31 protein-coding genes and 1 pseudogene are annotated in these 26995 nt (G+C 39.4%); 2 read left to right on the top strand and 30 right to left on the bottom strand.

Features of this window, described 5'->3' with window-relative positions:
• The 18 genes and pseudogenes from AC1DCY_RS21970 to AC1DCY_RS22055 form a co-directional block, all read right to left on the bottom strand.
• Positions 1-150 (bottom strand): annotated as a pseudogene (locus AC1DCY_RS21970) (sporulation initiation factor Spo0A C-terminal domain-containing protein); the annotation flags it as partial.
• Positions 151-282: 132 nt separating this feature from the next.
• Positions 283-531, bottom strand: coding sequence for a hypothetical protein (locus tag AC1DCY_RS21975; protein ID WP_477353516.1), 249 nt, complete (start codon positions 529-531; stop codon positions 283-285).
• Between the two features lie 356 nt (positions 532-887).
• Positions 888-1472, bottom strand: a complete 585-nt coding sequence (locus AC1DCY_RS21980; RefSeq protein ID WP_477353517.1) for a tyrosine-type recombinase/integrase — start codon at positions 1470-1472, stop codon at positions 888-890.
• Between the two features lie 374 nt (positions 1473-1846).
• Entirely contained in the window at positions 1847-2287 is a 441-nt protein-coding gene (locus tag AC1DCY_RS21985; protein WP_477353518.1) for a phBC6A51 family helix-turn-helix protein, read from the bottom strand.
• On the bottom strand, positions 2269-2784 hold the full coding sequence (locus AC1DCY_RS21990; RefSeq protein WP_477353519.1) for a hypothetical protein: 516 nt from the start codon (positions 2782-2784) through the stop codon (positions 2269-2271). Before AC1DCY_RS21990 ends, AC1DCY_RS21985 begins: the two co-directional genes overlap by 19 nt.
• A gap of 113 nt (positions 2785-2897) precedes the next feature.
• Positions 2898-5354 carry a phage tail protein gene (locus AC1DCY_RS21995; RefSeq protein ID WP_477353578.1) on the bottom strand — a complete coding sequence of 819 codons (2457 nt, stop codon included), beginning with the start codon at positions 5352-5354 and terminating at the stop codon, positions 2898-2900.
• A gap of 6 nt (positions 5355-5360) precedes the next feature.
• Positions 5361-5648, bottom strand: a complete 288-nt coding sequence (locus AC1DCY_RS22000) for a hypothetical protein (RefSeq protein WP_477353520.1) — start codon at positions 5646-5648, stop codon at positions 5361-5363.
• Between the two features lie 98 nt (positions 5649-5746).
• Positions 5747-6055 carry a hypothetical protein gene (locus AC1DCY_RS22005; RefSeq protein ID WP_477353521.1) on the bottom strand — a complete coding sequence of 103 codons (309 nt, stop codon included), beginning with the start codon at positions 6053-6055 and terminating at the stop codon, positions 5747-5749.
• Between the two features lie 67 nt (positions 6056-6122).
• Positions 6123-6887, bottom strand: a complete 765-nt coding sequence (locus AC1DCY_RS22010) for a hypothetical protein (protein WP_477353522.1) — start codon at positions 6885-6887, stop codon at positions 6123-6125.
• 16 nt (positions 6888-6903) lie between these two features.
• Complete coding sequence (locus tag AC1DCY_RS22015) at positions 6904-7125, bottom strand: hypothetical protein (protein ID WP_477353523.1); 222 nt, start codon at positions 7123-7125, stop codon at positions 6904-6906.
• 1 nt (position 7126) lies between these two features.
• Positions 7127-7300: a hypothetical protein gene (locus tag AC1DCY_RS22020; RefSeq protein ID WP_477353524.1), complete on the bottom strand. Its 174-nt coding sequence runs from the start codon at positions 7298-7300 to the stop codon at positions 7127-7129.
• A gap of 141 nt (positions 7301-7441) precedes the next feature.
• Complete coding sequence (locus AC1DCY_RS22025; protein WP_477353525.1) at positions 7442-7996, bottom strand: HNH endonuclease; 555 nt, start codon at positions 7994-7996, stop codon at positions 7442-7444.
• Positions 7989-8219: a hypothetical protein gene (locus AC1DCY_RS22030; RefSeq protein WP_477353526.1), complete on the bottom strand. Its 231-nt coding sequence runs from the start codon at positions 8217-8219 to the stop codon at positions 7989-7991. The genes AC1DCY_RS22025 and AC1DCY_RS22030 overlap by 8 nt, the downstream gene beginning before the upstream one ends.
• 112 nt (positions 8220-8331) lie before the next feature.
• The gene (locus tag AC1DCY_RS22035) at positions 8332-9072 is read right to left on the bottom strand and encodes a hypothetical protein (protein ID WP_477353527.1); all 741 of its coding nucleotides are present in this window, start codon (positions 9070-9072) and stop codon (positions 8332-8334) included.
• A 43-nt stretch (positions 9073-9115) separates the two neighbouring features.
• Positions 9116-10324, bottom strand: coding sequence for a DEAD/DEAH box helicase family protein (locus AC1DCY_RS22040; RefSeq protein ID WP_477353528.1), 1209 nt, complete (start codon positions 10322-10324; stop codon positions 9116-9118).
• 656 nt (positions 10325-10980) lie between these two features.
• Positions 10981-11958: a ParB N-terminal domain-containing protein gene (locus AC1DCY_RS22045; protein WP_477353529.1), complete on the bottom strand. Its 978-nt coding sequence runs from the start codon at positions 11956-11958 to the stop codon at positions 10981-10983.
• Between the two features lie 311 nt (positions 11959-12269).
• Positions 12270-12491, bottom strand: coding sequence for a hypothetical protein (locus AC1DCY_RS22050; protein ID WP_477353530.1), 222 nt, complete (start codon positions 12489-12491; stop codon positions 12270-12272).
• The gene (locus AC1DCY_RS22055; protein WP_477353531.1) at positions 12488-12961 is read right to left on the bottom strand and encodes a hypothetical protein; all 474 of its coding nucleotides are present in this window, start codon (positions 12959-12961) and stop codon (positions 12488-12490) included. Before AC1DCY_RS22055 ends, AC1DCY_RS22050 begins: the two co-directional genes overlap by 4 nt.
• A gap of 115 nt (positions 12962-13076) precedes the next feature.
• On the opposite strand from AC1DCY_RS22055, the gene AC1DCY_RS22060 reads away from it, so the two are divergent.
• Positions 13077-13313 carry a helix-turn-helix domain-containing protein gene (locus AC1DCY_RS22060; protein ID WP_053485966.1) on the top strand — a complete coding sequence of 79 codons (237 nt, stop codon included), beginning with the start codon at positions 13077-13079 and terminating at the stop codon, positions 13311-13313.
• A 9-nt stretch (positions 13314-13322) separates the two neighbouring features.
• Here the strand turns inward: AC1DCY_RS22060 and AC1DCY_RS22065 are convergent, their stop codons facing one another.
• Positions 13323-14024 carry a DUF4145 domain-containing protein gene (locus AC1DCY_RS22065; protein ID WP_053485967.1) on the bottom strand — a complete coding sequence of 234 codons (702 nt, stop codon included), beginning with the start codon at positions 14022-14024 and terminating at the stop codon, positions 13323-13325.
• Between the two features lie 156 nt (positions 14025-14180).
• Between AC1DCY_RS22065 and AC1DCY_RS22070 the strand changes: the two genes are divergently transcribed.
• Positions 14181-14420: a hypothetical protein gene (locus tag AC1DCY_RS22070; RefSeq protein ID WP_477353532.1), complete on the top strand. Its 240-nt coding sequence runs from the start codon at positions 14181-14183 to the stop codon at positions 14418-14420.
• Positions 14421-15059: 639 nt separating this feature from the next.
• On the opposite strand, the gene AC1DCY_RS22075 is transcribed toward AC1DCY_RS22070, so the two are convergent.
• The 11 genes from AC1DCY_RS22075 to AC1DCY_RS22125 form a co-directional block, all read right to left on the bottom strand.
• Positions 15060-16031: a tyrosine-type recombinase/integrase gene (locus AC1DCY_RS22075; RefSeq protein ID WP_477353533.1), complete on the bottom strand. Its 972-nt coding sequence runs from the start codon at positions 16029-16031 to the stop codon at positions 15060-15062.
• Positions 16032-16170: 139 nt separating this feature from the next.
• The gene (locus AC1DCY_RS22080) at positions 16171-16689 is read right to left on the bottom strand and encodes a response regulator (RefSeq protein ID WP_477353534.1); all 519 of its coding nucleotides are present in this window, start codon (positions 16687-16689) and stop codon (positions 16171-16173) included.
• A 341-nt stretch (positions 16690-17030) separates the two neighbouring features.
• Positions 17031-17978, bottom strand: a complete 948-nt coding sequence (locus AC1DCY_RS22085) for a SpoIVB peptidase S55 domain-containing protein (protein WP_477353535.1) — start codon at positions 17976-17978, stop codon at positions 17031-17033.
• Positions 17979-18099: 121 nt separating this feature from the next.
• Positions 18100-19791: a DNA repair protein RecN gene (gene recN / locus AC1DCY_RS22090; protein WP_477353536.1), complete on the bottom strand. Its 1692-nt coding sequence runs from the start codon at positions 19789-19791 to the stop codon at positions 18100-18102.
• 34 nt (positions 19792-19825) lie between these two features.
• Positions 19826-20275 (bottom strand): transcriptional regulator AhrC/ArgR, encoded by a 450-nt coding sequence (gene ahrC / locus AC1DCY_RS22095; RefSeq protein ID WP_053483721.1) that lies wholly within the window; start codon positions 20273-20275, stop codon positions 19826-19828.
• Between the two features lie 100 nt (positions 20276-20375).
• Positions 20376-21194: a TlyA family RNA methyltransferase gene (locus AC1DCY_RS22100; protein ID WP_477353537.1), complete on the bottom strand. Its 819-nt coding sequence runs from the start codon at positions 21192-21194 to the stop codon at positions 20376-20378.
• Entirely contained in the window at positions 21194-23095 is a 1902-nt protein-coding gene (dxs, locus tag AC1DCY_RS22105; RefSeq protein WP_477353538.1) for a 1-deoxy-D-xylulose-5-phosphate synthase, read from the bottom strand. The genes AC1DCY_RS22100 and dxs overlap by 1 nt, the downstream gene beginning before the upstream one ends.
• 164 nt (positions 23096-23259) lie before the next feature.
• The gene (locus tag AC1DCY_RS22110; protein WP_477353539.1) at positions 23260-24141 is read right to left on the bottom strand and encodes a polyprenyl synthetase family protein; all 882 of its coding nucleotides are present in this window, start codon (positions 24139-24141) and stop codon (positions 23260-23262) included.
• 3 nt (positions 24142-24144) lie between these two features.
• Positions 24145-24378 carry an exodeoxyribonuclease VII small subunit gene (xseB, locus tag AC1DCY_RS22115; RefSeq protein WP_053483717.1) on the bottom strand — a complete coding sequence of 78 codons (234 nt, stop codon included), beginning with the start codon at positions 24376-24378 and terminating at the stop codon, positions 24145-24147.
• 2 nt (positions 24379-24380) lie between these two features.
• On the bottom strand, positions 24381-25733 hold the full coding sequence (gene xseA / locus AC1DCY_RS22120) for an exodeoxyribonuclease VII large subunit (RefSeq protein WP_477353540.1): 1353 nt from the start codon (positions 25731-25733) through the stop codon (positions 24381-24383).
• A gap of 333 nt (positions 25734-26066) precedes the next feature.
• Complete coding sequence (locus AC1DCY_RS22125; RefSeq protein WP_477353541.1) at positions 26067-26882, bottom strand: undecaprenyl-diphosphate phosphatase; 816 nt, start codon at positions 26880-26882, stop codon at positions 26067-26069.
• Positions 26883-26995 lie beyond the last annotated feature (113 nt).

A 26995-nucleotide genomic window follows, 5' to 3' on the forward strand; every position in this document is an offset into this window, starting at 1 on the left:
GGCAATCATGGCGATGAATTCGCTATTTGTCGGCTTTGATTTTAAATGATGTACCGTATAACCAAACATCGACGAAATCGATTCATAATTTCCACGGTTCCACGCGACTTCAATCGCATGACGAATTGCACGTTCAACTCGTGATGGCGTCCGGAGTTTACTTATTTTATCTATCGGTTATAAAACGGAAGTTTACCGGCTATTCTACCGGAAGCCTTCACAGTTTTACACGACTTATATTTACCGATTATTTTACGCTAACACTCTGCAATTGTAAACTACTTACTTACGATTTAAATACTCATATTTTCCTAACGCCTTGAATAAGGCAACTATACCTTTTTTAACTCTTCCTGTCGCCTCAATAGTACGTAGCATTTTCATATAAGCTGCGGATTCATCGATAGAAAATATAGTGACACCATCGTCCCTCAACGCAAACCCATCGTCAATAAGTCTAATTTCTTGCAAATGTTCGTATATCCTAGAAATAGAATAACCCGAAAATAAAGACATTTCTTTTACATCCATCTTCAATTTAACTCCTATGTTCTATTACCGGTAAATATTATTTTTGCGCTGAATCAAACTATACATATCTAGCGGATAAATTGCAACCCCTAAATTTCACTCAAACCCTTGATACGACTGCGTTAGAAGCGCGTCATCCCTCTTTTAAATATACCCATAAGTTCTATTGCGTCAGTTTTGCGTTATATACTTATTTACATAGGAAGAAACTCGAATTTTATTTTTACCTCGAGGAATAAAAAATATTGCGTAGAAGTAGCGAGCGTCAGATGAGCGGGCTACAGCGGACGGGCTTTGGGGGGCAAAAAAAGAACGACCAACAAACGAATTGAATCGCTGTTGATCGCGTTGATTAATTAAAAGAATGAAACGTTTTTAATACTTTGTTTAATTCGTTCATCAGTCATTCCGATGTAACGAAGCGTTGTTTTTTGCGAACTATGATTAAAGATTTCCATTAGCGTTGCTATGTCGTTAGTTGCGTTGTAGTAAGTGTAACCGAAAGTCTTGCGCATCGTGTGAGAACCAACCGAATGATTGCCGATTTGATCGCCAGCAGCAATAATAATGCGATAAGCTTGCGTCGTGCTAATATGTGCGTCGCCTTTGCGCGATGGGAATAAGTACGTTGTTCCTGGCGGCAATGTATCGATATAGTCTGCGATAGCTACCATTAGTTGATCCAGGTGGACAGTGCGCTCCTTCTTCGTCTTGCCTTCTCGAATCTTAAACGACGACTTCCCTTTTACCTGTTCGACTCTAAGCGCAACTAAATCTCCGCAACGTAAGCCGGTAGATATGCCGAGCTTGAATAGTAGCTGATTGCGTAGACCAAATTCCTTCGTTCTACCTAACGCTTCTAACATCTCATTTATTTCTTCTTTCGATTTTAACGGCTGCACATCGATTAACATGCCTTTTTTCTCGTTATGATTAGCCATAATTACGCCCCTTTTGAATGTATGCTTTTTATCGTTATATCCAAAATAGCATACATTCGTTGTATACGCAATTATTAAATGGCTATTTATCAACGTTTTATATGTATCCTTTTCATAAAAAGCATACATTCAAAAGGTTGCCGACTATCTGTCTTTTGCAAAACGTTATAATGCGTCGAAACTGCGTCATATCGAACCGTGGAGATTTCAGACACCCACGTGCGCCAGCCCTGTGTGCCCGATGATTTCGGTATAAAACGGCATTATTACGTTTTAAAAACTGCGTCAACTTTACGTCATCTATCCGATAATAGACATAAAAAAAGACGGACACACCCGAAGGTATGCCCGATATTTGTTGCGTTAGTTTTGCGTCATTGCATTGATTGGCGTAGTCGTTCAATCTCCGCCTTAACCTTGTCGACATCTAATGTATCCGCAGGTGACTGTTCATGCATTACTACTTCTCGCTTATCGACTAATTTACCGTTGATTTTATAGAATAGTTCTAACGCTTTAATCGCTGCCATTCCGTTGTTACTCGTTCCTTGAATAAGACGGACTAATTGTGCGTCAGCAAGTGAACGGTAGCTATCAAGCTTTGTATCGCTAATAGCGGCCATATACTGAACAAACGCCGGCTCTTTACGCCACTCATACAAAGTACGAATACCGATTCCTAGCTCGCCAGCAATTGATTCATATGTTGCCTTCTCACCTTTTGGCGCATATTCTCGTTCAAGTAATAATTCTGCCGCTGTCATTTTAGCGGGCGTTAGCTTCGCCTTTAATCCATCTAGTGTAAGTTTTGCCATTGTTTAATCTCCTCCATTTTCTGCGTTAAATATGCGTCATAATCTCCGGTGTAGTCTAAGCACTCCATCTCCGACCAATAAGGATTAAACTTATCTGCAACAACCTCTGTAATATGTCTTGCGGCAACTTGTGGTGATCCTTTTTGACCTGTGGTTTGACCTGTTGCCCTAAGCAAATAGTACGCCATCATTGTGCAATCAGTTTTAAGCATAGTGTTAGCGCAGCACCTTGCTACACTCAACGCTTCTATCCATGAATTTACTTTGTCGGTGGCATCTAACATAAGCCATTCGTTTGTCTGTAATAATATATCTGCATACTGCAATAAGAACGCCTTCACATCTTTTTCATAACGCTGATACACCTCATATGCAAAGTGGTCACTAATTGGTTTCATTTTCAATATACAGTACCCACGTTCAATATCTGCTGCAGCCTTTTCTTCTCTAAAGCGCTTTAAATCTGCGCGGATACGCTCAATATCAATCGTTGTCATTCCATCACTCCTTGTTCGGTTAATTAGAAAAGGCAAGCACCGCTATAAATTCGATGCCTGCCTTCGTTGTTTAGACGTTATGCCGATCCTTTAACCAAAATTCAATACGGTTTTTAGCCAACTTGCGTCGCCTGTCTCTCTATCGCCTTCGCTAATTTGTATGCAATCTCGTCGATATCCGCATCCTCACGTATAATAACTTGGTCAGCTAACTTCGCGATAGTAATTCCACCGCTGGCCCCACCGCCTTTACCTTGCGAATATTCCTTATTCTCTTGCGCAGTAAGGACGCGCTCACCTTTGTGCAACCTTGCTGAGTACCCGTCGTATGGAACTGAGTCTAATCCGCTGTAGTGCGACTTCTTACCGCCCTTGTCCCCGCCGAAAATATTTCCTACAAAGTTTACACCTGCGCTAATACCGTTAGTTACCCAATCCGGTAATTTAGCTTTGCCGATAAAGCCGATGAAATCCTTAACTTTATCGTAAGCTGTTGATACCCATCCAGTTAACGTCTCAAACCAACCCTGGACGATTGCTAACGCTCCTGAAAGGTTGTCTAACGCATTTTTTGCAGCAGTTGTGATAAAGTCGATAAACGGCACTAGGACGTTATCATATAGTCGCTTGACTATTGTCGATACCAATTCGAATAACAGACCCATACCAGTTAAAATAGGCTGCGCAATCGCCCACAAAGTCGAGAATAGTTGAACTAAGAACGAAATTGCCGGGACGATGATGTTATTAAACACGACCATTGCGATGTCTCCGAGAACCTGTAGCATGTTCCAGAAACCGCTAAGATATGGCTCAATGATCGACCATGCGTTTGTGAAGATACTAACGATAGTTGACCATGCCGTAGAGAATATCTCTTGAAGACGTTCAAATGTAGGAGATAATTCCGTTATTTTTTCGGCGATGTAATCCTTAACCTCTCCGAATTTAGTTTTAACGTTAGTTATAAATTCCGAGATTTTCGATACGATTCCGTTAATCTGACCTTCTACTTGTGCAGCCGTTTCCGGCGAGAATCCTAACGCAGTTAATAAATCTACCGTACCGCCGCCGAGCATCATCGTTCCTATTCCGTCGAATACTCCTTTAACTGAATCGAACGCTGATTTTAGTCCGTATCCGAATTTACGGATAAGTGCGATTTGGTTCTCCGAGAAACCAGCCTTTGTTAGGATATCTAAAGACGCTTTATGTTCGCCTCCGAAAATGCTTGATGTACTCTTAAAGATAGCTTTAACCTTGTCGAACGCATCTTTCAGCGAGTATCCGAACGTCATAATAGCTCTTATTTGCCCTTCACTAAGTCCAGCTTCTTCCAAAAGGTTTCTCGCTGTTCCGTATCCTTTAAGCCCATTTTTAAATATTTCAGATACGGCTTTGAACGCGCTACCAATACCGTTTATGGTGTTTCTGAGTGGTTCACTATTATCGTAAAGAGCTTTGAATCCGACTACTACTGCAGATATTCCGGCGGCGATTAACGAGATGGGATTTGCCAGTATTGATATAGCTCCTATAGCAATTAATGCGCCAGCAAATGTAGCGACTGCGCCTGCTGCATATAAGATTGGATCACGCCACTTCCAGACGAATTTACCGAATGCTATTGCTCTATCTACTAGGCTCGCCAGCATTCTGTCAAGTTTGGCAGCTAAACCATCTAGGTCAGCTTTATCTAACACCTCGACGATTTCCCCTAAAGTTGCGCCTAATTTAGAGTTACCCATCTTCCCGACTTGCCGCATGAACTTTCCGACTCGTTCTTGTATTTGTGCCCAATACCCGAGACTTGTCTCCCCCATTGAAGATACTGTTTTCTGTGTGATCCCCATGCCGTCTAGCATTTTATTAATCTCTGCAATTTGTTTTGGAATTGCTAACTTTTTAATACGATTTAGCTCACCTTTATTTAGTCCGAATCGCTCAACCATTGATAACGAATCACCTTGCCACATCTCTTTTAACGCAAAAGTTGCCCCCTCGGTACCTTGCGTGGGATCAAGAACCATTAATCGCTCAATAATCGACCAAGCTTTACCTAAATCATTGACGTTCTTGGTCATCGCAACCAAACTTTTTGAGGAAGCTAACATATCGGTAGAGTTAAGTAATGGACTATCAATCGCCATTTTATCGATCATCTGCATATACGCATTAGACTTTTTATCATCGTTAAATATCGCCTTGACTGCGACCTCTGACTGTTCATAGCGTGCTGCGTTTCCGATAGTAGAATCAAATGCTTTTGCTGCAGCAGATGCGCCTAAATATGCTCCTGCTATCCCGACTAGCGAACTCTGCATACCTCGGAGTGACGCACTAAGCCCGTTAGCACCTACGCGTATTGATGAGACTCGTGTTTCAAATCCACTCATACGGTTTGACGCGGAAGAGACTGCGCCTCCAAGCTTATTGGTTGCTGATTGCGTTTTTGCTATACTATCGCTAGTCGTACGGCTTGTACGGTTCATCTTGTCCATCATTTGCGTTAATTGGCGTAATTTTGCCGTACCTTGGTCACGAACCTTGAATATGGCTGTCAGATTCATCGCCAATTAAGAGCCACCGCCGTTCATACCGCTAATAACTGAATCAAACTCTTTACATGCACGTTTAAATTCATCGAGGGTATCTTGTCCCTCTACTTTTTTTATGGCTAAAGTAAGTGCCTCTAAAATCTTAACTGCAGCTAATGACCATCGGAGGTCAGTATATACAACTCGTAATAACTGAGGCCTAATGCTATTCGCATAAATGATATAGTCGCCATTAACTTTAAAATTACTTTTATCAATACGATTTACTGCTGCTCCGGCTTTGAATACAATTGCCTTTCCGTTCATTTCTCGCATCCCCCTTGCGTTTTTATGAATAGAAAAAGGCACAACGGTTAAGTCATGCCTTTCGTTAATATTTCGTTATTCAGTTTGCTTCGCTTTGCTTATGCGTCCACTGGCTTAATTGACCGTGAAGTAATCGAAGGCGCATGAGAAACTCTCGGTTGTTTTGCTTGCTCAGCGATTAATTCCAATCGTCGTTCAAACGCTGCTTTCATAGCAAAATATTGCTTCACATACTCAACTCCCGCGTACGACGCTTTGTCTGCGGCGATTAATAAGTTTTGAGCGTCGATTCGCACGTCTGAAATATCGACTTGTGATACGTTAAAGCCTTCCGGTAATTTTTCTTTTAATCGATTATCGCCCTTAATTACTGCCGTCCCATCTTCGCGATAGTAAATTTTAATCATAGTTAATCGTCTCCATTTCGTTTTATTTTTGAAAATATAAAAAGGCGGAACTAAGTCCGCCCCATCGTTATTCCATTACATGTGTCCCTGCGCTGCCTGCAAATGTCTCAACCTGTCCGTCAAGGATGCCTAGCGCCGTTTCTGGATCGTTAATGTGATTTGCAATAGCGCCAATATACGTCTTAACAGTGTCGTGCTGAGGCGATCCCTCACGGAACAATTTAATGTCCTCACCTTCACTAAAGTACGCTAGGATATCGTTAGCCTTCGTAACTTCTGGCGTAGTAGCCTTTGCCTGGATGCTAGTATAAATATATCTTAATGCCTGTCTATGCATCGGACTGTCATCAATAGCAGTTACTGTCTGGATAAGCGAAGGAAACGTTTTTTGTAGTTCGGTAGCATAATAAGGTTCATCATATTTTGATTGAAATGCGTCAATTGTTTTAATTGCTGTATCTACGTTTGTACTAAGCATGATGGACGTCTGTAAGGCAGCGAGTTCTTGCTCGAACAACTTAACGTCAACTAGGTTAGATGGTGGCTTAATAGCGTCTGTTTTCATCTTTTTAGCGAGTGCCGTAGCTTCTGCAGCAACCTTTGCGTATTCAGCTTTTTCTTTTGCTACAACTCCAAACACTTCGCGAGCTGCCTCTCGCTTTAACTCCTCTATTTTGGCCTTTTGACCGTGCGCCGTAAGATGTTTATCTGCTCTAATTTTAGATATTTCCTCATCCATTCCTTGCTTTAGTTGAATAGCGATTGTTGTGCCAAATTTCGATTGAATTTCATAGCCTTTATCAAATAACTCGTTTAATTTTTGGATTGTCATATTTATTCCGCCTTTTTTAATAGTTTGTGATTGCTTTATAGTCGTGCTTTTCTAGATACGCATGAATCTCTTTCCTTACTCTCTTTTCATTTTCAAGCATTTCCTCTGTGTCGTAACTATGAGGTACATAGAAGGAGTTAATTACCTTACCACCTGGTACTTTGTGAACTTTATAAAAATACTCAAGCCCACCATAACCGTTGACAGGTCGCTCATATTTATCCACTACAACGTCCATATTAATCACCGCCTTTTAGCAGTTGCTGTATTACGTAATTGGCTGCCTCTGATTGCACAAAATATCGAGCATCTAACGTTGCAACTTCCGGCGGCAAGAATATCCGATGCTGGCGTTCCTCTTCGTCGATATAGATACAATGCTCTCCGTTTTCGTTACTGTAGTAAATCTGCATTAGTAAAACACCGTCCCATTAATTACTCGCGGCCTTGGCGGTCGCTGTCCGTGAATTTCGATACCGTTGCGATTGAATTGTTTCTTTCTTCGTTTCGGCTTCGCTCTCTTGCCTTCACCCCGATAATTTGATGAATACTTTTTATGCTCCATATCGTTTCATTTCCTCGCTCTCTACTTTAAAGCCTAGTTTCCAGGACTCGATTTCTTGTTCGTTCGCCTCATGTCTTAAGAAACGACTTGCAAATCGTTTAACAAACTCATGCCAAAGTTTGTCTGTGAATTTTTCGCTAGATTGATAGAAGTCGTAAACATGCTGTCTATGCTTTTTTGAGTTACAACTACGACAACAAACGACTACATTTTCGTCTATATTGTGCCCTAGATATACATGATCGACTGTAGCCTCTGTTATCTCCCGTTTACCTCGCGTCATTTCTACGTCACAATAGGCGCAATTTGTAGCTCTCAATACTTCTTCAATTGTTGCTTCCGTATAGAGATTAACCGTGTTATGGCGGTACACATGCTTACGGAATCGTTCCCGGATATATGAGGAGCTTTCGAAACGTGCTTTACTGCGACATGCCTTGCATTGTGACTCTCGCCCTTGTGGTGCTTTTGGGCGCCGGGTAAATTCGGTTAGATTCTTAACTTCTTTGCAAGTGCGACATTTACGTGTCATTTCATTAATCATTAATGCTCAGCTCACCTTCTTTTTCTGCATATAAAAAACGGTCAAACGCTTCATTCCGAGGAAATTCACGTCTAACCGTCGCTTTAAATTTATCTGATGCAGTTTTTCTTTTTCTTTCAATATCATTAATGTGCCCTATTGAATAGTGGATACGTTCTGACAATTGATTAAGTGTTAAGCCATAGAAAAATCTTGTTTTACGTAAGTAATCGCTAAAATCCATGATACAATCCCCTTTCGTTTTTTGTTGTCTTTTGTTGTTATTTACGCTAAACGTCTAAATAAAATAGCCAGGATAAACCTGGTATCCTCACTTATAGCCGAGTTGGTCGTACCTAAAATTTATACCTACCTAATGCTGCCATTTGAGCGCGAAAACGTTCTTGTTGTAGCTTTTTAGCGCCATATCGCGTCAGTAATTCCGACTCGATTTCCTCACGACTTTGTTTTATTACAGTTACTTTTCCATACCCTACATGCCCGCCTAACTTAACGTGGATATTGCGGGGTACATTGTATCCGTCATAATCAATTTGTTCCGCAGTTTTACGCTTACCACCCATTTCTGCCTTACGTTTTTGTTGGGCTACATATTGCTCGAAGTCGTCTCCGAATGAATACACCTTTCGCTTACGGTCATACTCAAACATATGCCAATCTGATCGCCAAAACGGATACTCTAGAGGTTCTCCCTTATATGATGACGCATAATGTAAATCTAACCACGTCAAACGGCGGACTTTATCATCCTTACGTACTTCTCGTCTCCAAGCTTTTAACACAATATCTTTTCCACTGGCGCACTCTTTACTACATATTACTGAACTATTGTTTTTCGTTTTATCGCGGTAGTAATACCCACAGTGAGCACAACGGCGGACTTTCGGGTCATCAACTCCCTCAAAATGACCGTCAATTAATGCTGCTGCGATTTCTAATTCGTCGTATTTCACCATATTAAAAAAATAGTATCGTCGTGCTAAATCAACTGCCCCTGCGCCTGGTGCAACTTTTAAAAATGTGCTCTTTAATACGTCACCTTTTTTTAATTTGATATTTGTATTTATAGCTGTCATATCCATTTCCCCTTTAGTAGAATTTTTTTGAAGAATTTAACTTTTAAATCTCGTAATTCGCCCACTTTTCAAGCACTTCACGCATTCGGCTCGCAGGAATATACGCATGAATCGGCTCACCTTTACGTATACGACTGCGGAAAATCCATTGAACTAACTCGCTGACTGCGTATAATTCTTCCTCTACTTTTTCGCCGTTTTCTTGGAAGAACGTTAGCTTATTTCTATTCATATATCGATTTAGTAAGTAAGCAACTGCGCGTCTGTCTGCGTATTCATTCGTAGCGCGAGCGTTATGTGCGATAAAACAACCTTTATATCCCCTCGGTGATAACGAAGGCTCAACTTCCTTTAATGTTGAGATGTAAACGTCTGCAGCTTTCGCATTATCCGCATATCGTCTAAAAAAGTTAGAAGTGTTATCCCGAATTTTCTTCAATGTATCAGCGTCATAATTTCGTAACTTAGACTGACTAAGCGCACCATTCCCACTCCCTACGTCATTTAATTTCCCCTCATATACAGTAATTAACGCTCGTAACTGCTCTCGATTTTCTCGACGCACATCGTATTCAACTAATTCGTACCTATCTCCGACTTTTTCAACCGCCTTGAAATCATACTCAAATCCGTAAATATTGAAGTAATATTTTTGCATTTGACACTTGAAAAGGTACGTTAAAATGTAAGCCCTTGGAAACGCCTTAAACACTGCCGGTGGAAACGCCCAAACCATGAAGTTGCCACGAAATAAGTAAAGATTACCCGCTTGCGCCAACTCTCGAATATCTCGATAACGCGAATCATCGTTAGGATCCCCCGTCCATTCGACTTGCATAGTGTCGGTGTTTAGTTTGACGTCACCATTTTGAATTAATCGACGAATATCCGCTTTTTTAATTGGTACATCTGAAACAATGTCCATTACTTCGTCCAGGATTAGCGTATAGCCACTTTGTTCTAGCAACTCGATTAATTCATCGTCAGCGCGAGAGAATAATTCGTGTGTAGTCGCAATATCTGCACCAATCGCGATTAACTGTTTTAAATGCGTCATCTTAGGTCCACCACCGATATGTAGAGGCTCTAAGAAATTTCGGTCTTTTACATTTTCGCGGATACGTGTAATCTCTGATTTAAAAGGTGTCACGAATACAAACCTATCTAACGGACTTGCTTCGTTCATGTACTGAATTGCATAATTCGTCTTACCGCTACCCATTACTGAATCAATTACTGTAATATTCGTCATCATAATACCCCCGATTAATATTGTTTTTGCGACATTTCCGTCGCAGAATTTCTTAGAAACGTTGATATACCAAGGTTTATAGCGTGTGTCCCTTAAAGATAATAGACGATATAATAATTATCGCTATGCAAGACAGCGACAGCTGGCTTAAGTGTTTTCACTTACTTTTGATGTCGTTATTAAATGATTAAAACCCTTTGCGTCGGCTAAAGCCTCCGCAGCTATCAATCTATCAATTAATTACGATAATATAGATGACAAAACTAGATGCGGTTTACTGCGGTTGAGGTCGTCTGGAACTTTTGGCGAGAATTCCATCGATAAGATGTGATCGTTCAAATATAAATACAAGTTTGCCCCGCCTATGTCGACTCGGCTCCATTTTGATTAAGGCTTGTCCTGCATCGATGATTTCCTGTGCTACTTGGCAAGAGTGGATTACTATAAATTTTTCGATTTTCGCTTGCATTGTCGTTCATCCTCCTGTATAATGACATTATAAATAATTTTAAAAATGCTATAATGGTTATAGTCCGCACGAAAACAGACGTACCACTCCTCATTATATCGGTCACTGCTTGCAAATGTAAAGCAGTTTTTTGCATTTTTTTAAAATTATTTCCTCTATTTCCGTTCAGCCTTACTCTCCCTAAGCGTCAAGCCATTTTCGCCAATCTTTCGTTCGCAGACGAACCTTCAAGGGTGTCCAAATTTGGAATACCTTTGCCTCCCCTGAAACCTCCCGACTCTCCAGTTCTAAAATCACGCACCGCCATATTAAACGAAACAATCGCAGTAGTTGCGTCAGATACGTTCGTTGCACGCACCCGGTCGCTGTAATTCTCCAATGCGCCGAATCGCTTCTCATACGCCTGCAATCGCTTGACTGCCGAATAATCCGTCTTATCAACTTCAACAATACGCTCAACTTCCTTTTCGACTACGACTGTTTCCGGCTTTGTTACAGACGATAACTCATCTGTAAGCCTCTCATTCTGGCGTGTAAGGATTTCTTCACTACGTTCCGCATCTAACAGTCGCTGCTCCGCCTGCTCTGCTCGCGTTTCTGCGTCAGTCACTTGTTGCTCTAGGCGTGCTTTCGTCTCTTTCCACGCTGCGTGTACGCTCATTTCCCCCATATCTAACTTTTCAATAACTTCGTCAGTTGCGTTTGCTTCAACGTATTTTGCTTTTCGGTACTGTTCTCCCGAGCCGAATCCTACTTGCTCTGCGACAACTTCCCTTGTTTTAACGTGTGCAAAATTTTGCACTCCTTTCCCACCTTCACTCATACGCTGTACTGCCTTCTCACGTTCAATTCGCTCTAATCGTCTAGCGTAGTCCATACGTTCGCTGAACGTAAAACTTTCACGTGATTCGTTCTCTTTAATTTCGATTAGCAATTGCGTTTCTTCATCGTCTGTATCAACGATGTTCACTTCGATATGAGTTCGCCCTAAGTGTTTGTGCGCTCGTAATCGCCTCTCACCTGCTAGTAACTTAAAATCCTTCGTAATTGTAATTGGATTGATTAGTCCTAACTCGTCGATTTCTACTGCTAATTCCTCGATATTATTGAATGTCTTGCGAATCCTATCCTCTACCTTAATTTTCGAAATTTCTATTTGCGTCATTTCGTTAATTCTCCTTTCGTTTTAGACGTTTTGTCCTTTTCATGCTAAATACGTCGACTTGCGATTTAAAACCGTTTCTAGCCACGTTTATAAAGGTGAAATGAAGGCGCTTGTCTCTACGAAACTATCCGTCTTACTATCGCCAGTGAATCGATGCTCGACCTTTGATATAGTGCGTTTTAAGGCGTTCTAACCTCCGGATGATAAATACTATTACTGCGTTGCTAGGACGCCTAAATCAACGGGTTTAGCAAGGGAAAACAAAGGCTAGAAACGTCATTCACCTCTAGCCAAATTTAAATTGCCGTTAATTACATCATTACATATATAAATAAAGCTATTGCGATAGAAAACGCTGTTGTACCGTAGTACCACACTCTAAGTTCACCGTCCTCGCCTTCTTCACCGAAAAAATATGCGTCTACCTGCTTTGCTGTATCAGCGGCTGCTTTCGTAAGTAACTTAATGTATGCCTTCTTATATTCGCGTTCAAACGACTGTACTGACGCTTTACGAGCAACTCCTTGTTTCATGCTGGAATCCCCCCAATCACTAACTCCTGACCATCAACTATCAAGGCACGATAGAAATCTGAACAAACTACATATATATGCTCTAGTATCGGTATTGTTTTAAGCGCTTTATTTGATAAACGCATTACAATCGTTCTCCATGCGCCTTTCTCTGTGGATACAGCCTCGTAGTTATTTAAGTAGTCACTACTATCTGCGATAACAATTTCCGTTGCTTGATCGGCTACTTTTTTCGTATACTCTGCTATTAACCGCTTGCACTTACGAATAGTGTCGTCAATCATTTCCTGTACGTATAACGGAACTGGCGTCGTAGGAACTGTATAATCCCACCTACAGTTGCGTCGCTTTACAAACACTTGATAAGACGTTGAGAATACGCCTTCTTTTTCAAACGTAACAATCTGATACTCCACTGACCAAACTTCGTTGTCTGTTAACCATTTGCCTTCGTCTAACGTTGTAAACATTTCACATTCCGCCTTCCATAGTGTTTTTTTTGGTACGCTTTTAAGTACCACTTCTGTTATCATTATATGGTACGCTATTGCGTAACGTCAAGTGTAATTTTAGGAGGAATTTTAAATGGCTAAGCAAGTTGTTGTAAAAATTGATTACTTAATTAAAGAGTACAAGGTCGGATCATTGAGAAAGCTAGCGGAGAAATGCGATATACGACACGCAGCACTAAGCGAATTGAATAATGGTAAGAGAAGAAACATCAATTTCGGACATATTGAGAGAATTGCAGAGACTTTGGGGATTGATGATATTACGGAGATTATCGATTTTATAGAAGTAGACGAAGAAAAAGACGCTTAACCATTATGGCTAGGCGTCTTTATTTTGAGGATTCATTTCAGTTGTATATTTTTCATATGAAAGTTCCATCTTAATTTTATAAAGAAGTATTTCAATTAAACTCCTCATATCACTAATATCTTTATTTTTCCACTTTCTTTGATAATGTGTTTCATCATTTCCTAACCAAAAAATCTTTTCTGCTACTAATTTTATAGGATTATCGTTGAAATATGTATTTATCAGATTCATTATTTTAACCGAAGATTTTATTTTTTCCTCATCGAAGTTTTCATCCTGTCTATTTGAATAAATAATATAATCTTTAATCAAAAATTCTATTGCTTTTCTATATCCACAGCCGCAAATTTTTAACAATTTAGCATTTTCAGCAGTGATAGACTCATTATAAATCTCAATAAAGCTACTTGATACCTTTTCAATGTCTTTATCAATGTAATTACTCATGTTATTAGGATATTTAATAGCTTCCACAGCATAATATTTTCCATCAAAATCGGTATCTAACCATGCATCTACCATATAATATCTTCCACAATTAAATCTACTACATTTTAAAATATATGTTTCCAGTGATTGATGATTTGTTTCATCGTAAAAATTATCACTATCTATTAAAGTAGGAGCAACATAACTTTCACAATGTGGGCAATGTTCTATTATATCTAGTCCCTTCACTTTAAACATTAAATCAATTATTTGTTGATCCAAACTATAACACCTCTTAATTAATATTTATAATATAGTATTCAACAAATAATTGATAATCCCTGTTGTCTCTGTAAGATAAATTTAAATTTCCATTCAGTTGTTTGTTTTTTGTAATTTGGTATAATTATTCCACAAAAAAGAAATGAGGTGATTATTTTGCAAAAAGACAAACCATCATTACAAGAATACTATCAATCTGAAATACGTGATATTAAGTATATTCTTGATAATTTACAAAACGGAAGAATTTACCTACCTGGTGTTTATACTAACGCACAAAGTGACGGATCATTAGAAACTAATATTATTAATTTACGTAACAAATTAAATGAGTTATTTTCTAAAATCGAAAATGATAAACCATCAGATTTAGATAAATTAAGTGATATTTTTTAATAATCATAGCTTGACAACCGCACCCATTTTCAGCAGAATAGCTGCTCGCTCCGGGAAATCGGCGCAAAGTGGTTACCTATTATCGCTAGACACGTAGAAATACGCGAATAGCAACAATAAGTAACAACCGCATATTTCAGCGTCATAGTGACGTCCTGGGTTTCTCGTATGCTCCTGTTAGATTGGGATATTTCTATCCGTATGTACTCGTCTATTTATCGTCCTAGACGTGCGGTAGTCCTTAATTGAGCGTATTTGTACGCTGATTGTCCGCTTGTACATGCTTACCCTAGCCGTAACTAGCCGATAAACCATGCCGCGCCCTTAATGGTGGCGCTCACCAATTCATCGCAACCGTAACAGGAAACGGCTTGACCTGCGATATAGTCGAATTTACTGCGTTGGCTCGACGTAACCTGACGTGTTTTTTAATGACGCTTAACGGCTTCTCGTCAGTGAACGTTCCTAAAAAAGACAATAGGAAAGCAGACCTTTGCATTTTACGATTTTTCGAGGTAAAATGAAGGCATATCATCGCTCATATTCAGTTGTGAGTGAACACTATCGCTGGCAGGCAATTAGTGTTAAATCGGATTATGGAAAGGTCTAGCGTTACGAGCGCTAGGCTTTTTCTTTTTGTTAAATGTCTAAATTCTCTAGCGGACTATGTTGCCGATACTTCTGCATAACCTCTTTATCTGCGAAATCTAAATAAATCTGCGAGGTTATTTCAACACTTGCATGTCCTAATAATCGAGAAAGTGTCGCTAGGTCACCACCGTTAATTAGATATCTTTTTGCAAAATTATTTCGAAGCAAGTGCGGCGTTACCTCTAAACCCACGTCACGGCTCCGTAATCTAAACGACCGCTCTACACCTTCTATACGCAACTTTGTGCCACGATTCGTTGGGAATACGTATGGGCTATCGTTATAGCGATCTTTATAAGCAATCCACGATTTTAGATGCTTACGTGTCTTTTCTGAATAGTAAACAAACCGCTGCTTACCGTTCTTTGTCTTACGTAGTAACATCGCATTGCCTCGCAAATCAATATCCGCAGGCACTACCTCCAATAACTCGCTAATTCTTGCGCCAGTATCAAAAATGATGCGCGCTATTACCCAATCACGATACTGGTCGAATTTACTTACGTCGAAAGAACGGAAAAATTGTTTCAACTCGTTATCTTCGAGCATAATCTTTACTTTTCTCTCCGGTTTAACATTCTTAACGTCTTTCAACGGATTTTTGCGAATCATCTGTTCGTTGTATAAATGCGAATAAAATGCTTTTATGTTACGTACATAATTCGCTATTGTCGTCTTGCTAACAGGTTTGCCGTAATCACCGCGTCTCTCAGGATAGTTCACAGGTGTTTCAGCGGCACTTACTTGAAACTTGCCTCTTTCTTCGATTGAACGGATATAAGCCTTTATGTGCTCTGCTGTGACGCTCTTAACGTCAGTAATATCGAAGGTATCCTCCAAATATCGCGCAAATAGTTTTAAAGTTTGTTCATATGAACTTAGCGTTTTCTTTGATAGACCTTTCGCAGAACAATCGAGCATATAACGGTCGATCTCTATTAAAAACGGACTTAATGACATAAAAAAATACGCCCCCTAAACAGTCGGCGTAAACTGCTTAATAAGGCGTTAAATTTTCCGTTATATAATCGATACATAAAATAAGTTTACCGGCTATTCTCCTCTAGCCTGTCGTCCACAAACGCAGTCACTTCAACGTTTAACTCGCCATCATGTCGATGCGAATCTTGTCTGCAATCATGGCGATGAATTCGCTATTTGTCGGCTTTGATTTTAAATGATGTACCGTATAACCAAACATCGACGAAATCGATACACTTGTCTTTTTAGGAAGTGTAGCCTTCTGTCCTGCACAATGTAAGATCTTTTGAACCAGTTGATCAAATTCAAATGGCTTTAGCATGAAATAAGATGCACCTAAGTCTACAGCTTGTTTCATCACATCTTCTTGACCAAAAGCAGTTAACATTATAACTTGAATGGATGACATTCGTTCATTTTGATACATCGACTCTAAAACAGCTAACCCATCAAGATGCGGCATGATGATATCTAGCAGTAAAATATCCGGTGTGAATTCTTCTAGCATCTGTAAACAAACTTTCCCATTTGAGGCAGTTGCAATTATTTCTATTTCAGGATGCCCTTGAAAATACTGCTCCATCGTTTTCAATAACTCACGATTATCATCTGCAATCGCTACTTTAACCTTTGTCATTTAAATTCCTCCTTTTGAACTGTGCTTTGAATTACCCCAAAGCGTCACCTATCCCCTAATGCAATTTTTGCACACTTTGGAATTTTCGACATTTTTRTTTTAAAAACCTTTTCAATTTCCAAAAATGAGTATGTAGTCCGATACTTTCTTTTTATATCGACAAGTTATGATAAATATTTGCAAAGCTTCGAATGCTTATACCATATATTTTAGAGAAAAAATGGAGATAAAACTACAGTTTTTTTAAAGTGTCGCTAATCGCTTCATAAATAAACGAAATACTTGATGAACAAGATATTTTCATGAAAGAATGGAGCTACCTTATGGCAGCTCCTTCATTTTTATGATGATTTTTTTAACATTTCTGATACTGTAAGTGCTGCTCCCTTTTTTGGCTCCTCCACAAACATATGTGTAACCGCACCTACAAAACGACCGTCTTGAATGATAGGACTGCCACTCATTCCCTGCAAAATACCGCCTGTTTTTTCAATGAGCTTTTTGTCAGTTACTATGAATTCAAGGCGTTCATTTTCAACCTTTGTAATTTCAATTGAAAAGGTTTCCACCTTACTGCCCTCAATCGCCGTGTAGATTTCAGCCTTCCCTGTTTTTATATCCTTTTCATGCATAATTTCAATTGCTTTAGGCAAACTTTGTTGATAACCGTCTTCCCAACGGCCAAAAATTCCATAAACTGTATTTTTATCTATACTCCCTAATCGATCCTGATGTTTTTCAATGGAGGATATTTTATAGCCAGGTTGACCGGGTATACTTTTACGAATTTGTTGAATCGAAGCTAAAAAAATGGAGCCAGCATGGAAAATAGGGGCTTCTTGTAACGTTGAATCAACGATTTGATGGCCTAATGCACCGTAATTTTTTGTCTCTGGATCAATGTATGTCAATGTTCCTACTCCATCTGTTTCATCTTTTAGAAAGGAAATAACATGTTCTGCTTCTTTCTCCTGTAAATCAAGTGTCACTTCTTTTCCTTCACTTTTTATCGTCCATTTCTGTTGTCCTTGCCGAGCAACAGCTTTTTTGGCATCTGTTAGCGTTTTTACTGTAATATCATTTATTTTTTCTATTACAGCGCCTCCTTTCATCCATTGATTGGAGGCTAATAGCACATCATGTGCTACAAATACATGTGATAGCTGAAGTTGAATACCAATTGCTTCGCCCATCGGAATCAGCTTTTTTGCGGCAAAAGCCTTTACGGGCATGAACAATAAAACGATGAGCATAGGCAAAATGACAAATTGACGCCAACGACGATACATACGACACCTCCTTTTTATTTTGGTCTTTTTACTATGTGTTTTTGTGGCGTTCTTATAAGCGGTAAATATTTGCGCAAAAAGAAAAAACCCAGAAACAACGTGCTGTTTCTGGATTCATTTGCTATCTCATTTGTTTTTTTCGTGCATTAGCCATTTTTAAGAGCTCTGTTGCGTGCTGCAAAGTTAAATCTGTAATTTCCGCTCCAGACATCATGCGACTGATTTCTTCAATACGAGCATTTGTATCTATTTCCAATAATGACGTAAATGTTCGATCGTGCTCAACTTCTTTTTTAATAAAGTAATGATGATCAGCCATCGCTGCCACTTGCGGTAAATGCGAAATACACAAAACTTGAGAATTAACGGATATTGCAGCAATTTTTTCTGCGATCGCTTGCGCTACACGACCACTTACACCTGTATCTACCTCATCAAAAATAATTGATGTTATGCCATTAGAGGATGAGAAGATCGTCTTTAACGCAAGCATCATACGCGATAATTCTCCACCAGAAGCAATTTTCGGTAAAGATTTTGGCGGCTCGCCTACATTCGTAGAAATATAAAAAATTACTTGGTCTTTACCATTTGCATCAAAGTAAGGCAATTCATCAAAATTAACAATGAATTTTGCTTTTTCCATATGTAATTCACGTAATTCGGCCATAATAGCTTCACTTAAATTATGTGCAGCGTCCTTTCGAACAGTAGAAAGTTTTGCAGCAAGCTCATTTAGCACTGCTTCCATTTCCAGTACTTTTCGTTCTTTTACTTGTAAAATTTCGTCTCGATTTAAAAGCTCATTTAACTCTGTTTTAATTTTATCGTAATACGCTAAAATTTCTTCAACTGTTGAACCATATTTGCGCTTCAAATTTTGCATTAAGGCTAAACGTTGCTCAACTTCATTTAATCGTGCCGGATCAAATTCTAATTCATCTAACACATTTTTGACCTGGTAAGCTGCATCCTGTAAAGCATAAAATGCAGTCGTGACAGATTCTGATGCCTCTTTAAATTGCTCGTCAATTGTCGCAGCGTCCTCTAAGGCACCCATTGCATTGCCAATCCAGTCAAGGCCTTTTGATTCACCTTGAATAGCTTCATATGCGGCACTCGAGCGTTCGAAAATCTTATTGAAATTCATTAGACGGCGACGTTCATCCAGTAGCTCATCTTCCTCACCAAGTTTTAAATTGGCATCCTCCAGCTCTTTCATTTGGAATTGATACAAATCAATACGTTGCGCCATTAACTGTTCATCAATCGAAATCGAAGCTAACTCTTTTTTAAGTGAACGATATTCATCATAATGGGAACTGTACAAATCTTGAATAGGTGTAAGTTGTTCCTCAGCAAAATGGTCAAGCAAATAGATATGCTGTTTCTCATCCATAAGTTCTTGATTTTCATGCTGACCATGAATATCGATGAGACTTGCCCCTATATCACGTAGTACAGATAATGGCACAAGTTTACCGTTTACTCGACAAACACTTTTTCCAGTATCATTTAAATCACGGCGTAAAATAATGGTATCTTCTTCAATTTCAATGCCTGCCTCTTCAAGTTTCTTATGAACAGGATGCCCAGAATTTGAAATTTGAAATAATCCACCCAATTCAGCCTTTTTAGCTCCATGACGAATAAATTCGGAATTCCCTCGGCCGCCAGCAAGTAAATGTACGGCATCGATAATAATTGATTTTCCTGCACCTGTTTCACCTGTTAAAACAGTTAAACCACCTGAAAAACTAACTGTTAAATCCTCAATAATGGCAAAGTTTCGAATACTAAGCTCTCTTAACACAAATGTCACCTCTGTATCAAATTACCCTGCTATTTTATAGCATGTCTAATAAGCGATTTTTTGTATTTTCACGCTCATCTTCGTTACGACAAATAATTAAAATAGTATCGTCTCCAGAAATAGTACCTAAAATTTCAGGCCAATCTAAATGGTCAAGTAGTGATGCAATAGCATTGGCATTACCAGGAAGGGCCTTCATTACCAAAAAGTGTGACGCACCATCAATGCTGACAAAAGCATCCGCTAATGCACGGTGTAATTTTTGTATAGGATTGAAACGTTGGTCTGCGGGCAAGCTATATTTATAGCGTCCATCCTGTAACGGTACTTTGACAAGATGAAGCTCTTTAATATCACGTGATACTGTTGCTTGTGTCACATTATAGCCTGCATCTTTTAAAAAATCGACTAAATCATCTTGTGTTTCAATTTCATGATTGGCAATAATATCCCGAATTCGTATATGCCTTTGTCCTTTGTTCATGTCGGTCACCTCTTATAAATAGTTGAATATTTGTATATTTACACTACCATTTTAAACATAAAAGCACAAGAAAAAACACGGCTCTGTAAACGAGCACGTGTTATTTTAGTGCACTATGCGCTTCTTCAACGAGTGCATTAAAAGCTGTATATGCAGGAATTTCTTCATTACCAATAGGATTCACTAAATGGAATAAAAATTCAATATTTCCCTCGCCTCCTGTAATCGGAGAAAACGAAGCATCCTTAACGACAAAGCCAACCTCTGTCGCCATTGCAGCTGTTTTTTCTAAAACTTCTAAATGTACTTTTTTATCACGAACAATGCCTTTTTTACCGACATTCTCTTTCCCAGCTTCAAACTGAGGCTTCACCAGTGCCATTACATCGCCACCTGGCATTAACAATGTTTTTAAGACAGGTAAAATTAGCGATAATGAAATAAAGCTAACATCAATTGTTGCAAAGTCTGGCAAACCCTCTGCTAAATCTGGCGCTGTCGTATAACGGAAATTTGTTTTTTCCATTACAGTTACACGTTCATCAGAACGGATTTTCCATGCAAGTTGGTTAGAACCAACATCTAATGCATAGCAATGTCTTGCACCATGCTGTAATGCGCAATCGGTAAAACCTCCTGTAGAGGAGCCAATGTCAAGCATTAGCTTCCCCTCTACAGACATATCAAAAATTTGTAGCGCCTTCTCAAGTTTCAAGCCGCCACGACTTACATATTTTATATCAGAGCCTTTTACTTGTAGTGGTGCATCTATAGCAATTTTTTCCCCCGCCTTATCGATGCGAGTTTCATTAGAAAAAACAAGCCCTGCCATAATAGAGCGCTTTGCTTTTTCTCGCGTTTCGCATAGCCCACGCTCTACAAGTAAAATGTCTACACGTTCTTTTGGTTGTTTTGTCATTATTTATTCAAACCTACTTGCTGTTTTTGTTGAAGTAACACATGCATACGTGCCACTGTATCCTCAGCCGTCATATGAATTTCAGCGAGAAGCTGATCTACATTACCATGCTCAATAAATTGATCAGGGATTCCCATGCGATCGATTATTGCACTTAAATAGCCATGGTCATGGGCAAATTCTAATACACCACTACCAAACCCACCTTGGAGGACTGACTCTTCAATCGTCAATATTGGTTTACGGCTTGTTAATATACGGTGAAGCATATCCTCATCCATCGGTTTAATGAAACGAGCATTGACTACTTCTATCTCTACACCTTGCTGTGCTAGATTATCGGCTGCTTCCATTGCCATCGGAATCGTCGTACCAAAGGTTAAAATTGTTGCATCCTTACCTTCACGTAACACTTCCCAGCTTCCAATTGGTAACGTCATAAGCTCATCATCTAACGGGACGCCTATACCATTACCTCGTGGATAACGTAACGCAATTGGACCGCCATCATAATCAATGGCTGTTTTCACCATATGCTGACCTTCATTTTCATCTTTTGGCATCATAATTGTCATATTTGGCATATGACGAAGGAATGCAATATCAAATACGCCTTGATGTGTTTCACCGTCTGCACCAACTAAACCTGCACGGTCAATTCCAATAAAGACATTTAGATTTGGACGTGCGATATCGTGTAGTACTTGGTCATAGGCACGTTGAAGGAATGTTGAGTAAATGGCTAAAAATGGCTTCATCTTTTGTGTCGCTAAACCTGCCGCCATCGTTGCTGCATGTTGTTCAGCAATCCCCACATCAAAGAATCGTTCTGGGAAATCCTTTTGGATCCCTTGTAATTTTGAACCCACTGGCATTGCAGGAGTAATAGTGACAACGCGTTTATCCTCATGAGCAATCTTGCGGACAGTCTCAGCAATCAAGCTACTCCAAGCTGGACCTTTCGCCTCAGACTTTACAAAGGCACCGTTTTCAATTTTATAAGGTCCTGTACCATGCCAATTACCAATTGTATCATCTTCAGCAGGTTTATAACCTTTGCCTTTTTTCGTAATAACATGAACGAGCACTGGGCCTTTTACCTTTTTAGCTTGTGATAATGTTGTCTCAAGAGCGTCGAAATCATGTCCATCAATCGGACCTAGATATTTAAAGCCTAGCTCCTCAAAGAACACTCCTGATACCACTAAATATTTTAAGCTATCCTTTAGGCGCTCAGCAGTTGTAGCAAGCTTACCACCTAACACTGGAATCTTATTAATGAGCGATTCCAATTCTTCTTTTGCTTTTGAATATTCTTTGGCTGTACGAAGACGTCCTAGTACATTGTGTAACGCTCCGACGTTTGGAGCGATTGACATTTCATTATCGTTTAAAATGACAATCATATTTGTTTTAGCATGGCCGATATGGTTTAATGCCTCCAGCGCCATACCACCAGTTAAAGCTCCATCTCCAATAATTGGTATCACGAAGTTCTTTTCATTTTTAATATCACGTGCTGCTGCCATACCCATGGCTCCTGACAACGATGTCGAGCTGTGACCTGTCTCCCACTCATCATGTTCACTCTCCACGCGCTTCGGAAAACCACAAAGCCCTTTGAACTGACGTAATGTATCAAATTGATTTGCACGACCTGTCAAAATTTTATGCACGTAAGCTTGGTGGCCAACATCCCATAAAAACTTATCTTGTGGACTGTCAAACATTTTATGGAGCATAATCGTTAGCTCCACAACACCTAGGTTCGGTCCAATATGACCACCTGTGACAGAACATTTTTCGATTAAGAAGGTACGAATTTCTTGTGCAAGTCGCTCAAGACCCTTCTTATCTAAGCTTTTTAAAAAGGCTGGACTAGTTATCTTATTTAAATCCACCTTTCTCACACACCTTTTCAATAAATTATTCACCGTAATTGTGTTTCCACCATTATAACAGTGTTATTAATATGCTAAAAGTACGAACACTTTATTGTTTGCACATCTGCAAACGCCCTCACCTATTCTAGCATATTATGTGCCGATAACGCCTTGTTTTTCCCCTAGTTTTTACGATGTACAATATAGGCTGCAAACTCACGCAATAAGCTGGAATCAACTTCCAATTTATCTAGTGCGTTAATGGCATGCTGATAATGCTCTGCAAGCTTTTCTTTTGCCCCATCTAAAGATAATAGAGCTGGGTATGTGCTTTTATCACTTGCTACATCTTTACCTGCAGTTTTACCTAGTTCTTCTGTAGTACCCTCAATATCTAAAATATCATCTTGAATTTGGAAGGCAAGACCGATATGATGCGCATATTCCTTTAAAGTTTCGCGTTCTTCTTGCGTTACATCAGCTAACACTGCTCCCGCTTCAATACTAAATCGTAATAGAGCGCCCGTTTTATTAATATGGACATGCTCAAGCTCAGCTATGTTTAGCTGACGCTTCTCACCTTCCATATCGAGTACTTGACCCCCAACCATACCTTCTGCACCAGCTGCTTTACTTAACAGATTGACTAATTCTATGCGTTTTTCAGCTGATACATCCATGCGTGCTAAAATGCCAAACGCAAGTGTATTCAATGCATCACCTGCAAGTGTCGCTAATGCCTCACCATAAACTTTATGATTTGTTGGCTTTCCTCTACGGAAATCATCATTATCCATACTTGGTAAATCATCATGGATTAGCGAATACGTATGGATGACTTCAACTACAGATCCTACCGTTAAACCATCCTTCAAATCCTTATTGTATAGTTCAAGAACAGCCAATACGAAAAGAGGGCGAATACGTTTACCTCCAGCTTTTAATGAATAAAGCATTGATTCCTTTAAATTGGCTGGTGCATCAATTTTCTCGACTAGTGCAAACATTTCAGCTTCAACTTGCGGGATGTTGCTTTCAATAAAATGTTTTAATTGCTCGTTCATCTCTTAGTTCTCTCCCTTTAGTGGATCAAATGCCGTAGTCTCACCTGTCTCTTGGACAATAGAAATTAACTGCTCCTCAGCATGTTGCAGCTTACTATGGCAAAATTGTGATAGCTCCATTCCTTGTTTATATAGATCAATCGCATTTTCTAGCGGCACATCACCTTGCTCTAGCTGACGGACAATTTCCTCAAGTGCCGTCATTGCATCTGCGAAAGTTTGTTGTTTCTCTGCCACAATTATTCCCCCTCATTTTTCGGCAAGATCTTTACCACATCAGCAATAACCTTTCCATCATGGAACGAAAGTGTTAATTGATCCTGTGGCTTTACATCAGCTGATGATTTTAACATTTGATTATCTTTATAAGCTACCGTGAAGCCTCTTGTTAAAATGGCAAGTGGATTCAATGCCTCTAAAGTTCTGACAGTTGCCTCAAATTGTTGTTTTTGCTTCGTTACATAATGCGTTGCAGCACGAGTTAATTGTTGGACGTGAGTTTCTAGCTCTCGTTGATGGAAAGCTAATGCCTTTTTCGGCGAGTGCTGCTCTACCGCACTATGTAATTGTTGAAACTGCGCTGTTTTCTTCATTAAATCGACTTGCATCGCTTTTTGTAATCCCGATTCAAGTTGTGCTAGCCTTTCCGTAAATGGTCGATATAAGCGTTCTGGCATTGACAACGGATAAGATTGTTGGAGCTTATTTAGACGCTGACGTTCTGCCATAAGTTGCGCCCTTACGATTTGATGCAGTTGTGATTTTTGTGTAAGCACCCGTTGAAATAAATCTTGTTGATCTGGTACAGCCATTTCAGCCGCTGCTGTTGGTGTCGGCGCGCGCAAATCAGCTACATAATCCGCGATAGTCGTATCGGTTTCATGACCTACTGCACTAATAATAGGGATATGGCTTCCAAAAATCGCTCGTGCAACAGCTTCCTCATTAAATGCCCACAAATCCTCAATCGATCCACCGCCACGCCCAACAATCAGTACATCGCAACTCGCATCAATATTTGCTCGCTCAATATTGTGAACAATATTTGGCGCTGCTTGTGCTCCCTGTACAAGGGTTGGATAAATAAAAACTTCAGCAAGTGGATAGCGTCTCTTTAATGTTGTACAGATATCTCGAATGGCGGCACCTGTTGTCGACGTTAAAACACCAATTTTTTCTGGAAACCTCGGAATTGGTTGTTTCCACTCAGGTTTAAACAGCCCTTCTTGCTGTAACTGCTCTTTCAGCTGGTTAAAGGCAACAAACAAGCTACCAATTCCATCTGGTTGCATTTCCTGTACATATAATTGATATGTACCATAGCCTTCATAAACGTTTACATCTCCACGGATAAATACTTGCATACCTTCCTTTGGCTCAAACGCTAATTTTGCGGCTGCAGTTTTAAACATGGTAGCCGCAATGCGCGCTCCATCATCCTTTAATGTAAAGTAAATATGCCCTGATTGATGAATCTTGACATTGGATAGCTCTCCCTTTACATAGACTTCACGTAAATGCGGGTCGGCATCAAATTTCCGTTTAATATATTTTGTTAATGCTTTTACAGTTAAATAAGAAGCAGATGACATTTTTCCGGCTCCTTTACTAAAATCAAGTTTTTCACAAAACTACACCTATCATAACATTTTTTATTGAGCCTGACGTGCCAAAATGCAGTTTCGTTGAAAAAACGAATGTCTTTCTCATATTTTGAAAAACTTACTATAACATTTCTATATAAAAGTTACCTTAATAAAGCTTTTTTAAATTGATATGATTGCATTTGCAAATGTATTTAATTTACAAATCCAGGAATTCTAATATGATTTTCCAGCAAAGTGAGGGGTTGTTTCGTTCCGGCTGGGCGTTTTTCAACAACAAGAAAACCTCACAACTAATTTATAGTTATGAGGCTTTTCAAATTAATAAAATATTAATAAGAGAGTACCTACAAGAAAGCAATAATATGTAAAGTAGCTAAGCTTGCCACTTTTCATGATTCCCATAAACCAACGCATTGCAAAATAAGTCATAAATAATGTCACAATAAATGTCGCAGCGTAAGGAATTGCTAGATCACCCTTATTTGGTTCATTTATAAAATCTGAAATTCCAAGGACAACCCCACCAAGGCTGACAGGAATATAAAGCATAAAGGAAAATCGCAAAGCAGTTTCCTGCTTCATACCAACTGCAATGGCTGAAATAATTGTTGCTCCTGAACGGCTAATGCCAGGTGTTAAAGCTACAGCTTGACCAAGACCTACGATAATGGCATCTTTAGCAGTCAAATCCGCATCCTTTTTCGTACCACGCATATTACGGATTAGCCATAGGGCAATACCTGTCACAAATAGCATAAGTGCAATCGTAGTCATACTAACATTTTCCGCAATTACATCGCTTAATAAAACACCTAAAACGCCTGCTGGGATAGAACCAATCACAATGAATACGGCAAAACGGAAATCAGCTTTATAACGATTCTTTCGTGTTTTTAGATAAAGGAAAAAGTTTGTAATGAGCCGTACGATATCCGCTCGATAAATATAAACAATAGCTAGTAAAGAAGCTGTGTTCGTTAAAATAGCAAAAGTAAAACCTTGCTCACCAAGACCAAGAATTTCGCTAGCAATCATAACATGTCCGCTCGATGATACAGGAATTGGCTCAGTAAATCCTTGTACAAGACCGATAATGATATGTTTGATTATTAGTATTAAATCTATGTTTTCCATAAAAACCTCCCTATTAATATGTATGACCCAAACGTTACATTAGACGTTGAAGGCAATGTAAAAGTTCACAAAGAATACCTAGAAAGTAAAATAATGCAAAAAAAGCTACCTCA

The sequence above is a fragment of the Lysinibacillus sp. 10T31 genome, from assembly GCF_056394365.1.